Annotated in this window: 13 protein-coding genes; all 13 read left to right on the top strand. The window is 58.5% G+C overall.

Going from position 1 to position 14,691, the window contains the following annotated elements:
* Positions 1-64 precede the first annotated feature (64 nt).
* The 13 genes from MCACP_RS11785 to MCACP_RS11725 all read left to right on the top strand — a co-directional run bounded on the left by MCACP_RS11785 (position 65) and on the right by MCACP_RS11725 (position 14,682).
* Positions 65-940, top strand: coding sequence for an FAD binding domain-containing protein (locus MCACP_RS11785; protein WP_406676934.1), 876 nt, complete (start codon positions 65-67; stop codon positions 938-940).
* Positions 940-1,434 carry a (2Fe-2S)-binding protein gene (locus tag MCACP_RS11780; RefSeq protein WP_406676933.1) on the top strand — a complete coding sequence of 165 codons (495 nt, stop codon included), beginning with the start codon at positions 940-942 and terminating at the stop codon, positions 1,432-1,434. The genes MCACP_RS11785 and MCACP_RS11780 overlap by 1 nt, the downstream gene beginning before the upstream one ends.
* Positions 1,427-2,701 carry a xanthine dehydrogenase family protein molybdopterin-binding subunit gene (locus MCACP_RS11775; RefSeq protein WP_406676932.1) on the top strand — a complete coding sequence of 425 codons (1,275 nt, stop codon included), beginning with the start codon at positions 1,427-1,429 and terminating at the stop codon, positions 2,699-2,701. The genes MCACP_RS11780 and MCACP_RS11775 overlap by 8 nt, the downstream gene beginning before the upstream one ends.
* Positions 2,698-3,702, top strand: a complete 1,005-nt coding sequence (locus MCACP_RS11770; protein ID WP_406676931.1) for a xanthine dehydrogenase family protein molybdopterin-binding subunit — start codon at positions 2,698-2,700, stop codon at positions 3,700-3,702. The genes MCACP_RS11775 and MCACP_RS11770 overlap by 4 nt, the downstream gene beginning before the upstream one ends.
* Positions 3,699-4,862, top strand: coding sequence for an amidohydrolase family protein (locus tag MCACP_RS11765; RefSeq protein WP_406676930.1), 1,164 nt, complete (start codon positions 3,699-3,701; stop codon positions 4,860-4,862). The genes MCACP_RS11770 and MCACP_RS11765 overlap by 4 nt, the downstream gene beginning before the upstream one ends.
* A gap of 16 nt (positions 4,863-4,878) precedes the next feature.
* Entirely contained in the window at positions 4,879-6,387 is a 1,509-nt protein-coding gene (locus MCACP_RS11760) for a DUF362 domain-containing protein (protein ID WP_406678750.1), read from the top strand.
* Entirely contained in the window at positions 6,387-7,223 is an 837-nt protein-coding gene (locus MCACP_RS11755) for a UPF0280 family protein (protein ID WP_406676929.1), read from the top strand. Before MCACP_RS11760 ends, MCACP_RS11755 begins: the two co-directional genes overlap by 1 nt.
* A 23-nt stretch (positions 7,224-7,246) precedes the next feature.
* Positions 7,247-7,825, top strand: coding sequence for an amino acid synthesis family protein (locus MCACP_RS11750; RefSeq protein ID WP_156271775.1), 579 nt, complete (start codon positions 7,247-7,249; stop codon positions 7,823-7,825).
* Positions 7,826-7,892: 67 nt separating this feature from the next.
* Positions 7,893-8,792, top strand: coding sequence for an NAD(P)-dependent oxidoreductase (locus MCACP_RS11745; protein WP_406676928.1), 900 nt, complete (start codon positions 7,893-7,895; stop codon positions 8,790-8,792).
* A complete protein-coding gene (locus MCACP_RS11740; RefSeq protein ID WP_406676927.1) occupies positions 8,776-10,209 on the top strand; it encodes an L-serine ammonia-lyase, iron-sulfur-dependent, subunit alpha in 1,434 nt (477 codons plus the stop codon). Before MCACP_RS11745 ends, MCACP_RS11740 begins: the two co-directional genes overlap by 17 nt.
* A 25-nt stretch (positions 10,210-10,234) precedes the next feature.
* Complete coding sequence (locus tag MCACP_RS11735) at positions 10,235-12,088, top strand: cobalamin-dependent protein (RefSeq protein WP_406676926.1); 1,854 nt, start codon at positions 10,235-10,237, stop codon at positions 12,086-12,088.
* Positions 12,081-13,235, top strand: a complete 1,155-nt coding sequence (locus MCACP_RS11730; RefSeq protein ID WP_406676924.1) for a 2-methylaconitate cis-trans isomerase PrpF family protein — start codon at positions 12,081-12,083, stop codon at positions 13,233-13,235. The genes MCACP_RS11735 and MCACP_RS11730 overlap by 8 nt, the downstream gene beginning before the upstream one ends.
* Positions 13,236-13,248: 13 nt before the next feature.
* Positions 13,249-14,682 (top strand): glutamate mutase L, encoded by a 1,434-nt coding sequence (locus tag MCACP_RS11725; RefSeq protein WP_406676923.1) that lies wholly within the window; start codon positions 13,249-13,251, stop codon positions 14,680-14,682.
* The last annotated feature ends 9 nt before the right edge of the window (positions 14,683-14,691 follow it).

The following is a 14,691-nucleotide window of genomic DNA, read 5'->3' as shown; positions in this document are numbered from 1 at the left end:
TGGGCGCGGGGACCCCATGTGGATTTCCGCGCCTGAAAAACCAAAAATAAGGGACGAGATAAAGGTGCTCAAGCTAAAGGAATTTTACCAACCGGTAGAGCTCATGAAGGCCCTGGATATATTAGCGGTTGCCGGAGGCCAATTACGCCCCCTGGCCGGAGGAACAGATCTTATACCTGCTGCGCGCCAGGGCGAATTGAGAATAAAGGGCTTCCTGGATCTATCCCGGTTAGAGGAATTAAAGGGGATAAAGGAAGAAGGCCGGGAGATACATCTTGGCAGCCTGACCACCTTTAGCCAGCTGGAATTATCTCCGTTAATCAAGAAGCGGGTGCCTTTGCTGGCGGAAGCAGCGTCTACAGTCGGCTCGCCGCAGATAAGAAACCAGGGAACTATTGGCGGTAATATCGCCAATGCCTCGCCGGCAGCCGATACGGTAACGGCCCTGATAGCACTTGAGGCGAAGGCCAGGCTGGTTTCCAGCCAGGGGACAAGGGTAGTCCCTGTTGGGGAGTTACTATGTGGCGCGGGTAAGACCAGTATTCAACCCCAGGAAATTATCCAGGAGGTCTTCTTCAGCGAACTGCCGCCTGGAAGCCGAAGCGGATTTATCAAATTGGGGCGGCGCAAGGCCCTGGCTATAGCCAGAATGAATATGGCCGTAATTATTACCCTGGAGGACGGCATTATAACCAGGGCCAGGGTGGCTCTGGGTGCCGTAGGCCCCAATCCTTCCCGCAGTCAAGTTTTAGAAAAGGTGCTGGAAGGGCAAAAGCCTGCAGCCTCTTTACTTGAGGAGTTTACCAGCGAAGCGGAGCAGGAAGTAGCGAGGATGCTGGGTTCGCGTCCCTCAGCACCGTATAAACGGGAAGCGGTCAAGGGGATAGCCCGAGATTTATTAACCAGGTTGTTTTTTGGCAACGGTCAGGTGGTGACATAATGGCAGTATTTCATCTGGAAATGAAGGTCAATGGTGAACAGGTGGCAGTAGATATTGACCCCGGATTGCGGCTGCTGGATGTATTACGAGATGTTTTACATCTGACAGGCACCAAAGAAGGTTGTGGCGAGGGCGAGTGCGGCGCCTGTTCCGTGATCCTCGATGGCGAACTGGTGGATTCCTGCCTGGTGCTGGCGCCTCAGGCTCAGGGTAAAGAAGTAGTTACTATAGAAGGTATTGCCGCCGAAGGGAAGCTTCATCCATTGCAGGAAGCCTTTATAGAGGCCGGCGCTGTCCAGTGCGGTTTTTGCACCCCCGGGATGATTCTGGCGGCAAAAGTGCTCCTGGATCACAACCCCAACCCTGACCGCCAGGAAATAGCCCGGGCGATTTCCGGCAACCTTTGCCGTTGTACCGGTTATGCCAAGATCATAAAGGCTGTGGAGATAGCAGCATCTAAATTAAAAATGGAAGCAGGTGCTGCCAGTGTTTGAAAAAAATATTGTCGGCCGGTCAGTACCAAGGGTGGACGCTTTCGGAAAAGTAACGGGCCAGACGCGATATGCAGCTGATCTGGATATACCGGGCGCCCTGCACCTTAAGGTCCTGCGGAGCAAAGTGGCCCACGGCCTGGTGAAGAAGATAGACGCCTCCCGGGCCTTAAAGATACCTGGTGTAACTGCTGTGTTTACCCATGCCGATATTCCCGGTATCAATAGTTACGGCATTATCGTCAAAGATCAACCGGTCCTTACCAATAAAATACGTTTCAAAGGGGACGCCATAGCCCTGGTAGCCGCAGAGGATGAAGGCAGCGCTGTAGTAGCGCTGGATGCTATTGAAGTAGAAATTGAAGAACTGCCGCCCCTGTTTGACATCCATTCGGCTATGGCCGCAGGAGCCCCGGCGATTCATGATAGTGGGAATATCCTTACGGTAACGAAAATCAAAAGGGGTAACGTCGAAGCGGCCCTGGAACAGGCAGCTGCGGTAGTAAGCAGGCGGTATACCACCCAGCGGGTGGAGCACGGCTACATCGAAACTGAAGCCGGTATTGCCTATCTGGAAAATGATATTTTGATTATCAAAGCATCGACGCAGAATCCTCACTATGACCGCAGGGATGTCGCCCGCGTCCTGGGGCTGCCATTAAATAAAGTGCGGGTGATCCAGACGGCGACCGGTGGAGGTTTTGGCGGTAAACTGGATATCTCCGTCCAGTGTTTTCTGGGCCTGGCCGCCCTGAAGCTGGGCCGGCCGGTGAAGATGGTTTATGACCGGCAAGAATCTTTTGTGGCCACCGCCAAAAGGCATCCCTTCATTGTCGAATATACCAGCGCAGCAGCAGAAGATGGGCAATTGCTGGCGGTTAAAGCGAGGATTTTTGGCGATACAGGGGCCTACGCCTCTTATGGCCCGGCGACATTGACCCGGGCGGCGGTACACGCTACCGGCCCTTACGAGGTACCCAATGTTGATATAGAGGCCTTCTGTGTATATACCAATAACCCCTTCAGTGGCGCCATGCGCGGTTTCGGTACTCCTCAGATAGCCTTTGTTTATGAGAGCCAGATGGATTTGCTGGCGCGGGAGCTGAAAATGAGTCCCCTGGAAATCAGGCGGCGGAATGTTTTACGCCCTGGTTCGATTACCGCCACCGGGCAGAAATTAACCAATAGCGTAGGCATTGCCAAAACCCTGGAGGCAGCCTGGGCCAGGGCCCTGGAAGTTATGCCCGGCCTGGGGGGTGATGGCAGGTGAAGAAGCGCGGTTTTGGCATCGGCTGCATGTGGTACGGTATTGGTAATACGGGTCTTCCCAACCCCGCGGGTGCTTTTGTGGATTTCCTCGACGATGGCACAGTTATCGTCCTGACGGGCTGCGCCGATATCGGCCAGGGATCCAGTACCATTCTGGCCCAGATAGCAGCTGAGACCCTGGGGGTTGCCGTTGAAGATGTAGTTGTTGTGGCTGGGGATACAGGTGTTACCCCGGATGCCGGAGCAACCTCGGCTTCCCGCCAGACATATATATCGGGAAATGCAGTTCTTGAGGCGGCCCGGAAGGCCAGGCAAGAGGTTATCACCAGGGCTGCGGCTGTCCTGGGGGTGCCGCCGGAAGAAATCAGCCTGAAAAACGGACAGGTATGGCATGGTGAAGAACCGGCCGGTCTAAGCATTAAAGAAGTTATCGCTAAATGCCGGGGTGAAGGGATTTTAACCCTGGGTCACGGCTGGTTCAACCCCGCCACTACCAGACTGGACCCGGCTACCGGCCAGGGTATACCCTATGCCACTTATGCTTTTGCCACCCAGGTGGCCGAGGTCGAAGTGGACACGGAAACAGGTATCGTAGAAGTTAAAAGAATAGTTGCCGCCCATGATGTAGGCCAGGCCGTTAACCCGCAGAATGTTGAAGGACAAATTGAGGGCGGTTGCTGTATGGGAATTGGCTACGCCCTTATGGAGGAAGTTGTAGTTAAAGAAGGCGAGATTCAAAACCCGGCTTTTTCCACCTACCTGATGCCGACGGCTATGGATGTACCAGAGATATTCCCGATTATTATCGAAGAGCCGGAACCCAGCGGACCTTACGGTGCCAAAGGGGTGGGGGAACCAGCCCTGGTGCCCACGGCGGCAGCCATCGCCAATGCCGTAGCCGACGCGTTGGGAATTCGCTTCTATGATTTGCCGCTAACGCCCGAAAGGGTTGTGGCAGAAATAAAAAAGTCCAGCGAGGAGAAGGAGGATGATGGCAAATGAGCATGGTGGCTATTAAAAACATCGGCACCATTGTCAGCGGTGACATCAATCAACCCCTGCTGGAGGGTGATACCATTCTTATAAAAGACGGCCTGATTGCCGCTGTGGGGGGCGAGGACATTCTCCAGGGAATAAGCCCGGAGGTGACAATCGACGCCGGCGGGATGACCGTGACGCCAGGACTGATTGACTCCCACGTTCACCCGGTCCTGGGGGATTACACGCCCCGGCAAAAAACTGCGGATTATATTTCCAGTTCCCTTCATGGCGGTGTGACTACCATGATTTCCGCCGGTGAGGCCCACACCCCTGGACGGCCTAAAGACCCGGCCGGTACCAAAGCCCTGGCTGTTTTAGCCCACAAATCCTTTGCCAACGCCCGGCCGGGGGGAGTAAAAGTCCACGGCGGGGCCCTCATCCTGGAACCGGGTTTGACGGAAGCCGACTTTGCCGAACTGGCAGCGGCAGGTGTCTGGCTGGTAGGCGAGATCGGCCTGGGCGGCGTCAAAACGGCGGAACAGGCGGCGCCCATGGTGGAGTGGGCTCATAAATACGGCTTTAAAGTAGCCATGCACACCGGTGGCACTTCTATACCCGGCAGCTCGACGGTTACCGCGGCCCAGGTCATGGCCACCAAACCGGATGTCGTCTCCCACCTCAACGGCGGCCCCACAGCCATCCCGGAGGAAGAGGTTATCAAAATCATCGATGAGACGGATTTTGCGGTGGAAATGGTCCAGTGCGGCAACTTCCGCATCGCCGACCTGATGGCTAAAAGGTTGAAGGAACGCAACGAGCTGCACCGCCTGATCATGGGCAACGATTCACCATCCGGCAGCGGCATTATTCCCCTTGGTATCTTGAGGAATATTGCCTTCCTGGCCTCGGTATCAGGGATTCCGGCTGCCGAGGCAATAGCGGCGGCTACGGGTAATACAGCCCGCGTCTACGGCCTCAACACCGGTGTTATCGCTCCAGGGAAAGAAGCCGACCTGGTACTTATGGACGCTCCCATGGGTTCGGTGGGAAGGGATGCCCTGGGTGCCCTGGCTGCCGGCGACCTGCCCGGGGTGGCCCTGGTCCTGGTCGACGGAGAAATCAAGGTTGAAAAGAGCCGGAACACGCCGCCGGCTACCAGAAAGGTAAGTATTAAAAAATAAGCTGGAGGCCTGGATGATGGTCAGGATTGACCTGGAATTATGTAACGGATGCGGCCTCTGTGCCCGGAATTGCCCCCTGGGGTGTATTACCATTGAAGGGAAAAAGGCTAACATCGGCGCGGGTTGCTCTTCCTGCGGCATTTGCACCCGGGTCTGCAACCGGGGAGCGGCGCAGAAAGAGGCTAAACCCCCGGCCGGGAGTGTCACCTGCAGCCACTGTCCGGTCCAGTGCCAGGTTCAGGAGGGTTTTACCGGCGCCTGCCGCCGTTATACCAATATTAAAGGGCAACTGGTCCGCAACCGGCCGCTGGTAACCAGCGTACCTAAACCCACCCTGCCGCCACCGGAAATAGAATGGCCCTTAATCACGGCCATCGGTGCCGGAACCGAGTATCCCTGCCCGCGCCCGGCACCCTATATCGTCCAGGGCCAGCGGGGCGGCATCGAGGTTGTAACCGTAGTTACGGAAGCTCCTTTAAGTTATAGCGGTATTAAGGTCAAGATCGATACCAACTTTCATATTGGCGAGGAAGGTGCCAGGGTCCGCCGTGAAGGTCAGGTAGTGGGCATGGTCGATACCGAGGAATACGGCTCAAAAATGCTCTATATCGGCGGCGCCAATCTCTTAACAGGCAAATCGGGTTTTATGGCCGCCCGGACGATTGTCGACCTGGCCAACGGCCGGCGGGTTGTTCTGAAGGTTGAAAATGGCAGCACATTAGAACTTCAGGTGGGCCACCGCCCGGTGATCGACGGCCAGGAGGATACCACCATGCGGGTGGGGTGTGGCAGCGCCACCATCGGCCTTTTTGCCCGCGACCTGAAAGGGGTTGTGGATGAAGCCATTATCCTTGACCACCATATTATCGGCCTCTTTTCCGAGCACCTGGCCGGCCAGGAGGTGGGGATGACCTATAGCGGCGTCATCCCGGCCGGGCGCAAGAGCACCCGCGGTCGATATTTCGGCGATCCCGGCAATGGTTGGGGAGGTACGGCCATTACCGATCCCCGCCAGGCCATCAAAGCCGTTGATATGAATGTCGCCAGGCCGGGGATGCGCATCCTCGTCACCGAAACTACGGCCCGTAAGGCAGCTCTGTTTGAGGTACAGCCTGACGGGGATGTCCGGGAGATACCCCTTACACCGGAGGTGCGCAGGGTAATCGAGCTTATCGCTTCCAACTGCGAGGAAGCCAGGGTCTCGGCCCTGTACGTCGGCGGTACCGGCGGTTCGGCCCGGGCCGGGGTGACTACATTGCCGGTAGAGCTTACCAGGGCCGTCCACCGGGGTGAAATAAAACTGACCATAGGGGGAGCGCCGGCCATGCTCCTGCCCGGTGGCGGCATCAATTTCATGGTGGATGTGGAAAAGGTGGCTGCCCCGGAGGCCTTTTACTGGGTGCCGACGCCGGCTACGGTGGCTCCGGTGGAATATACCATGTTGAAGAGCACCTATGAGCGTATAGGCGGCCACTTACACCGCCTGCGCCCTGTGGAAGAAGTTGTAGCCGGGGTCAGGGATTAATGTTCCAATTGCTGGACCCCTTTCGCGCTCTGCTGGATATAGGCCCGGTGCAGATGAGCATTATGGCTGAACGCCGGGGGCAGCCTCTGGGACGGGAATGGCACCGGCTGGAAGGACTGGTAACAGAATGGCTGGAGGATTTAAAACGCTACCTGCCCATCGCCCGGAAGCCCTGGCCCCTGCTTACCAATCCCGGAGGCTGGCCGCGGGTCCTGGACAGGATGTATGCCGCCGTTAAAACCGCAGGGGATCCGGATCTTACCCCCATGGCAGCGGTCGCCGGTACCATGGCGGAACTGGTTGGCGATTACCTGGTAAAACAGGGGGCGACCAAAGTCCTGGTCAATAACGGCGGCGATATCGCCATCCGTCTCAGCAGGGGTGAGAAGACCCGGGTCGGCATCGCCCCGCGCCTGGGGGCGCCGCCAACCCATTACCTGGACATTAGAGCGGGAGATCGTATCGGCGGCGTGGCCACCAGCGGCCGGGGCGGGCGCAGCTTTACCCTGGGCATTGCCGATGCGGCCGTGGCTGTCGCTTCTTCGGCGGCGGTTGCCGACGCCTGTGCCACCGTCCTGGGAAACGCGGTGAATGTAGATACCCCGTTGATCCAGCGCCGGCCGGCGCGGGAGCTTGACCCGGACACCGATATCCCGGAACTCCTGGTGACCACGGCCGTCGGTCCCCTGCCGGAAGAATTACGGACCGCAGCCCTGGAAAGGGGAATAGAAACAGGGCGGCGATTGGTAGAGGCCGGGGTCCTCCTGGGGGCGGTAGTATACCTGAACGGTTTCATGCGCCAGTACCCGGAGGGCCTGGTCCATCCAATTAAATAAATCGTTATCAGGGGGTATTGCTAATGGAAATCCGCAAACTGGTCACCATTGTTGAAGAAACCTTGATTGAAGGGGAGAAAAGCCTGGCCAAACCGGTTCGCAAGGCAGCGGCTGTTGCCGTGATTAAGAACCCCTTTGCCGGCAGATACCAGGAAGACCTGACGGAATTAATGGATATCGGCGAAGAACTGGGCGGTTTGCTGGGCCAGAGAGCAGTAGCCGCCCTGGGAATTGACCCCAAGGAAGTCGAGAGTTACGGCAAAGCCGCCATTGTCGGCGAGAACGGGGAACTGGAACATGCGGCCGCCATTCTGCATCCCAAACTCGGCAAACCCTTCCGGGCGGCCGTCTTTGAAGGCAAGGCCATCATCCCCTCGGCCAAGAAACGGGGCGGCATGGGCACGCCCATCGACGTCCCCCTGCATTTTAAAAATGCCGCCTTTGTCCGCAGCCACTACGACGCCATGGAAGTGAGGGTCACGGATGCGCCCCGGGCTGACGAAATCCTGGTGGCCCTTGTGGTCACCGATGCGGGCCGGCCCCTGCCACGCATCGGTGGTCTAAAGAAAGAAGAAATAAAGGGTGAAGATGGCTTGAGGTAAGTCTTTAAGCAGGCGGCAGGGAAACCTGCCGCCCCTCGCTAAAGGGGAACGGTGAGGAGGAACGGCAATGCGTGTGGGTTTTATCGGCCTGGGTAACATGGGCCGGCACATGGCACTGAACCTGATCAAAAAGGGTCACGAACTGGTAGTTAATGACGTAATCCCGGCAGCCGTCGACGAATTAGTAAAAGCGGGAGCCCGAGCAGGCGCAACACCGGCGGCAGTGGCCGGGCAGGTAGAGGTTTTAATCACCATGTTGCCCAACGCCGCCATTGTTGCCAGCGTCATGACGGGAGAAAACGGTGTCCTAGCCGGTGCGCGGCCGGGACTGGTGGTCGTTGACATGAGCAGTGTCGGTCCCGGTGACAGCCGCAAGATGGCGGCCCTGGCCGCCCAAAAGCAGGTAGCCTACCTGGACGCCCCGGTATCGGGAGGTGTCACGGGAGCCGCGGCTGGTAAACTGACAATCATGGCAGGCGGCTCCAGGGAGGATTTTTTGAAAGTCAAGCCGATCCTGGAGTGCATGGGTGAGAAGATCTACCACGTCGGCGATGTCGGCGCCGGGGACGCCGTGAAAATAGTCAACAACCTACTGCTGGGAATTAATATGGCCGCAGTGGCCGAGGCCCTGGTGCTAGGAATTAAAGCAGGCCTGAAACCGGAAGTTATGCTGGAGATTATCGGCAACAGCTCCGGCCAGAGTTACGCCTTCAAGGCCAAGGTCCCCAATTTTATCCTGCCGGGCCGCTTCGAGCCGGGTTTTGCCATCGACCTCCAGGCCAAGGACCTGGACCTGGCCCTGCAGACCGCCAGGGAAAATGATGTCCCCCTAATGCTCGGCAGCCTGGCGCGCCAGGTATTCGCCCTGGCCCGGGCCCGGGGCCTGGGGGGCCAGGATATAGCCGCCGTCATCAAGGTCTGGGAAGAAGCGACGGGAGCGGAAGTACGTTATGATCCGCAGGGATAAAATTCAGGTCCTGGTAGACTGTTTAGCCAGCCGCACACAGCCAACGGCACCCTTGACCCTTGGCGACCTTTTTCACCTGGCGGAGGTATGTACAGCCAGGGTGGGCGAAGCAGTGGTGGCCGAAGCCTGCTTTTGCCAGCACCTTACCCCGGAGGAAGTGCTGGCCAGGATAGAGAAAGCCTTTGACCACAACCTGGAAGCCGTCCGGCTGGGGATGGACCGGGACAGCCAGAGCTTTCTTTTGGGCCGGGTCGGCCATGAGCTAACCCGGCAACCGGGCCAAATTACCGGCGATGCTTTCCTCGACCGGGCCGTTAGCCTTACCCTGGCGGCCCAGGTGGGCAACCACCTGGTGGGCCTGGCCCCCTGCGCCGGAACCGGTGACGCCTGTGTCTTCAGCGGCCTGACGGCGGCCATGTTGGAGGCATACCCGCGGGAAGAGGTATGGCCGGCTGTGGCTGTAATGCTCCGGGTCGGTACTTTTTTCCGGGCCGGCAAGACGACTACCGGATGTAACATGGAGGGTCTGGGCGCCGGCGCCAGCGGTACGGCCGCGGCCCTGGTGGAACTGGCCGGGGGCGGCCCGCGGGAAGTGGAGCGGGCTATAGTCCTGGCCCTGTCGCCAACCATAAGTGTACCCTGCACTCCCAGGGTAATGGTCCCGGGTCTGTGCGCCACCCATATCGGCGGGGCGCTGATGCTGGGGCAGCTGGCCGCCGGGCTGGCCCTCAAGACCTCGATACCGGTCAATGTTCCCGTTGATGTAATGCTGGCCCTGGCTGCCAGGGCTCACCAGGTATCAGCGCAATATATAGTACCGGAAGTTATAAGTTATATGGAAGCCTATTTTAAAAGCGATCCCAGGGTGGACCGTTATATTGAGGAGCAGGTCAAAGAAGAAGAAAGACAAAGGCAGGCAACCATTGCCACCCGGGCCCGGGAGGAAGTCAGCCGGCTGGCCGAGCTGGCCAATCCCGTTACCGAACCCTTTGGCGAGGTAGTAGTGGGCGGTAGCAGCCAGGCCGTCGGTTCTCCCACCAATACCGCCCGGATAGCCCATGCGTTAGCGCAGGGCGAGATTAAAAAAGTGATTATTGAACTCTACCCGGAGCTTTTTGCCCGGCGGGCAATCAACGTGCCCGGCATTCTAATGGGAGCTATCTACGGTTCCAGCACGGCCGACAGCCAGAGCTACCGTCGCGTAATGGAAGAACTCCCCCGGTTAGGTATTGAAGTAGAGATTAAAGAAGCCCGGGAACCGCAGCTCCAGCGGGTGACGCTAGAGACCAGCGCGGGCCGGGTCATGGTTGATGCCCGTAACCGCGGGGGCGGCCGCCTGGCCTTGATTGACGCCGTCCCTTCCCGGGAAGCGGCCCTGGCGGCTGCTAGAAAATTGGGTATTGATATTGTTCCTTAAGTAATTACAAACGGGAGCGAAGGCTATGCAAGAAAGAACCCAGAAGATTATTTGCGAAGATATTGATAGAGTGCGGGCCTATGCCAGGATTTTTGACGTTACCATGCCTGACGTAGGTCCTGACGGTTCCGTTAAGGGTCTACCGGCGCCTTATCCACGAGAGGTGGCCGGCGTGGTCCGGGGCGGGCACCGCCTGACCGAACTGGCGCGCCAGGCCGCCCGGACCGGGATACCGGTCCAGAATCCCATCCTGGGACGCAATACCGCGGCCGAGACCATGGAGCAGTCCCGGGACATGTATGCCATTGCCGATCAACTGGGCATCAAGCTCTTCCACTTTGTCCATTCCGAGGCTACCCGCCATATCGATCCCCTGGACGGGGCGGAGTTGATCGAGCAGTCGCGGGGAAAAGGCGGCATTACTCCGAAAGGGGAGCGGGAATTTGTTCAGATGGGCGGGGGCGCCGTTCACCCCATACGCATTAACGCAACCGGCGATACGCCGCACCTATCCATTTTGAATGCCTTTATTGCCGGTTTTGACGGGACGGATATAGGGCCGGTCATCCACGTCCACTTTGGCGGCAGGGGCATCCACGATTATAAAACCAAAGTAAAAAATGGCTTTAAGGCCCTGGAAATTTGCGCTGAAAACAATATCTATGTTCAGATAGAGTCCCACAAGCACCTGAACAATATCGGCGGCACCGACGGTGCCGGCCTGGCGGGCTGCCTCCTGGCGGAAGGCCTGGCCGTCCTGGCCGGTTTACCGCCGGAACTGAGCGCCCTGCAAATGAACGTCGCCGGCATCAACCTCTTGGCCGACCTGGCTGCTATCCGCGCCTTCCGGCGGGTTATGTGGAGCGAAGCCCTTATCGTCGTGCCGGAGACTTTCCAGAACCCGCCCCCGGATTTAATCGCCGAGCAGGGGCACTTCGCCCGGATGGCCATCGCGGCCAGGCTTGGCGGGGCCAATTTCTACCGGCCCAAGGCGGCGGAATCGGTCGGCATTCCTACAGGAAAATCCATGGGCCATGCCATCTGGGCCACCCAGAACATCTTTGAAAACATGGCTTCCATCACCATTAACGACCCGGCCATCGACCGGCGGGAAGAAATCATTTTAACTGAGGCCATGGCCATCCTGGCGGCTACCCTGGGCTTAAAATCCCTGCCCGCACCTGAGGATATAACGGCCGCCTTCTGGCGCCGCTATGAACCGGATGAGCTAATCGAAAAGATTGTAGCAGCCGGCAAACAGGGAATACTGGACGCTCCCCGGGCCGGGGGCTGGGATTTGAAACGGGCCGTCAAAACCCACCGCGACCGGGACGGCATTCGCCGTTACGTGCCCGGCTACGGGCCGGCCATGATCGATCCTAAATATCTTGATTTTACCAGGGAGGAAGTTTCTATTACCCCGGAACCGCCGGTTACGGAAAAAGCTAAAGTTGTCCTGGCCACAGTGGGGGCCGATGCCCACGTTATAGGTATTAACCTGGTCCGGGAGGCTTTCCAGCAGGCCGGCTTTGAAGTGATCTACATGCGGGGCATGAATTTACCGGAGACGGTGGCGGAAGTAGTTGCCGAGAGCAAGGCGCAGGTAGTCGGCGTGAGCAACCTCCTGGGCCTGGGTATCACCCTGTTCCCCCGCCTGGATAAGCGCTTGAAGGAACTGGGATTGAGGGATAAAGTCCTGGTAATAGCCGGCGGGCGGATCGCCGAAAAAGAGGAAGATCACGCCGAACTGGAAGCAAAGATCAAAGCTGAGGGACCGGCTTTTATCGGGGTGGACGCCTTTTTCGGACCGGGGACCGATCCCCAGGAACCGGTAACCTGGGTCCGGGCCCATTTGAAGGAGGTCATGGATAATGAGTGAGATGCTGCGCGTGCGCTGTGCCATCTTACGCGGGGGGACCAGCAAGGGCATATTTTTACATGAAAATGATTTGCCCCGCGATCGGGTTTTAAGGGACCGGATGATCCTGGCTATTTTCGGCAGCCCTGATGTGCGCCAGATTGACGGCCTGGGCGGGGCCGATCCCCTGACCAGCAAACTGGCCATCATTGGCCCTTCCTCCAGGCCTGACGCCGATGTTGATTATACCTTCGGCCAGGTAAGCATCAAGGAGCCGTTGATCGACTACTCCGGCAACTGCGGCAATATCTCGGCGGCTGTAGGTCCTTTTGCCATTGACGAGGGCCTGGTTCGCGCTCAGGAACCGGTAACTTACGTCCGTATTCACAATACCAACACCGGTAAGATTATCGTCGCCGAGGTGCCGGTCCAAAACGGTAAAGCCAGGGTAACGGGGGATTATCAAATCGACGGGGTTCCCGGAACGGGTGCGAAAATCATGCTTGACTTTGCCGGGACGGCCGGGGCGGCCACCGGCAGGCTTTTACCGACGGGGCGGCCGGTCGATGTCCTGGATGTCCCCGGTTACGGCCGTCTAGAGGTCTCCCTGGTAGATGCGGCCAATCCCATGGTCTTTGTCCGGGCAAGTGATCTAGGACTTACGGGGACGGAATCCCCGGCCGAGGTTGACAGCCGGCCCGACCTCCTGGCGTTGCTGGAGAAAATCCGCGCTGCGGGGGCTTGCGCCATGGGCCTGGCCGCAACTCCGGAAGACGCCAGCCGGCGCATCCCGGCCTTCCCCATGCTGGCCTTCGTCGCCCCGCCCAGGGATTACCGCAGTTTTACCGACCAGAAATTGATCCGGGCCGAAGACGTTGACTTTGTTTCCCGGCTGATGTTCATGCAGGTAATGCATAAAACCTATGCCGGCACCGGCACCACCTGTACTGGGGCCGCCGCCGCCATTCCCGGGACCATCGTCAATGAAGTTTCCCGCCGCCATGAGGGCGAGATACGCATCGGCCATCCGGCGGGTGTTATTACCATTGAAGTGGCAGCCGCCGTCCAGGGAAATGAGGTAACCCTTACGCGGGCGGCCGTCGGCCGCACGGCGCGACGGCTGATGGATGGTTATGTTTATGTCGTCCCGGAAAAAATCCAGGCCTGAGGGATAAGAAGTTATGGAAATAAAAGCCTTTGATGTCGGCAGCACTTTTACCAAGGTTAATGCTTACCGGCTGGAAGCCGGCCGTTTACAATGGCTGGCCCGCGCCCAGGCGCCGACGACGGTCCAGGATATCCGCGTGGGGCTGGAGAAGGCCCTGGAAGGTTTACCGGGAGGCCCCAGGTTGCAAGACCTGGCGGGCCAACAGGTTTTGGCTTCCAGCAGTGCCGCCGGGGGCTTACGGATGGTGGCCATCGGCTATATGCCGCGGGTGACGGCCAAGGCTGCCCTGGAGGTGGCCATGAACGCCGGGGCCAGGGTCCTGGAGGTCCTTTCCGAAGAGGATACCCCGGCCTATCGCCGGGAGGTCCTGCTGGAGATCAAGCCGGACATTGTTCTCCTTACCGGGGGCACCGACGGCGGCGATACTGAGGCCTTATGGCAGAATGCCCGCCTCCTGGCGGATTTAAAGCTCCCGGCAGTGGTTATTATTGCCGGTAATAGCCAGGCCCAGGCCCGGGCGGCCGAGATTCTGGCAGCCGCCGGGGTCAGGCACCGGCGGGTGGCCAACGTCATGCCCACCATCCACGAATTGCGGGTCCAGCCGGCCAGGGAGGCCATTCACGGGGAGTTTATCCGCCAGATTACCCGAGCGCCGGGACTGCGTTACCTGGAGGGCCTGGTTCCCGGGGGCAAAGTGATTCCTACACCCGGGGCCGTCCTCATGGGGGCCGAACTGCTGGCCCGCGGCTATTATGAAGAAAAAGGACTGGGGAGCCTGGTAGTTATTGACCTGGGCGGGGCGACTACGGATGTCCATTCTGTTATCCCCCAGTTAGAAGGCCTTCCCCTGGAAGAAAGGGGGCTCATCCTGACCAATGAAAAACAGGTGGCCTACCGGACGGTGGAAGGAAACCTGGGCCTGCGGGTCAGCTGTCGGGGTATTGTAGAAACAGTAGGACCGCGCCAGGTTTTACTCCGGGCCAAACTTCCGGTTACCGAAGAGATGGAGCAGGAACTTCTGGCCTATTGCAACCGGGTGGAAGGCCAGACGGAGACCCTGGCCGGGAACGAAAAAGAGCGTTGTTTTGACCGGGGCCTGGCCATAGCAGCCGTAGAAACAGCCTTGAAACGCCATGCCGGGCACTTAAGCCAGGAGTATAACCCGGTGATGGGCATCGCTCCCGGTACGCCCATGGGCCGGGACCTGCGGCCAGTTAAATATATCATTGCGGTGGGGGGGATTTTTACGGCCCTGCCGGAGGAAGAAGCCAGGGCGATTGTGTGGGGGGCCCTGGCCAACAGAGGTATATCCCTTTTACCTGAAGAACCGGAGATTATCATTGATCGCCACTATTTACTTTATTCCCTGGGTCTCCTGGCCTCCCGCTACCCCTACGAAACCCTCCGTTTTGCCAAGCAGTATTTCGGTTTATCTCAAGAACATTAAGGGAGAGGA

Origin of the sequence: Neomoorella carbonis (genome assembly GCF_045278715.1) — a bacterium.
GTDB lineage: Bacteria > Bacillota > DSM-521 > Neomoorellales > Neomoorellaceae > Neomoorella > Neomoorella carbonis.
This window is presented reverse-complemented; position numbering and strand designations above follow the sequence as displayed.

Coding starts and splice junctions, on each gene's coding strand:
- MCACP_RS11780 (WP_406676933.1), top strand. CDS start 940: ATGGCAGTATTTCATCTGGAAATGAAGGTCAATGGTGAACAGGTGGCA.
- MCACP_RS11765 (WP_406676930.1), top strand. CDS start 3,699: ATGAGCATGGTGGCTATTAAAAACATCGGCACCATTGTCAGCGGTGAC.
- MCACP_RS11760 (WP_406678750.1), top strand. CDS start 4,879: ATGGTCAGGATTGACCTGGAATTATGTAACGGATGCGGCCTCTGTGCC.
- MCACP_RS11755 (WP_406676929.1), top strand. CDS start 6,387: ATGTTCCAATTGCTGGACCCCTTTCGCGCTCTGCTGGATATAGGCCCG.
- MCACP_RS11750 (WP_156271775.1), top strand. CDS start 7,247: ATGGAAATCCGCAAACTGGTCACCATTGTTGAAGAAACCTTGATTGAA.
- MCACP_RS11745 (WP_406676928.1), top strand. CDS start 7,893: ATGCGTGTGGGTTTTATCGGCCTGGGTAACATGGGCCGGCACATGGCA.
- MCACP_RS11740 (WP_406676927.1), top strand. CDS start 8,776: ATGATCCGCAGGGATAAAATTCAGGTCCTGGTAGACTGTTTAGCCAGC.
- MCACP_RS11735 (WP_406676926.1), top strand. CDS start 10,235: ATGCAAGAAAGAACCCAGAAGATTATTTGCGAAGATATTGATAGAGTG.
- MCACP_RS11730 (WP_406676924.1), top strand. CDS start 12,081: ATGAGTGAGATGCTGCGCGTGCGCTGTGCCATCTTACGCGGGGGGACC.
- MCACP_RS11725 (WP_406676923.1), top strand. CDS start 13,249: ATGGAAATAAAAGCCTTTGATGTCGGCAGCACTTTTACCAAGGTTAAT.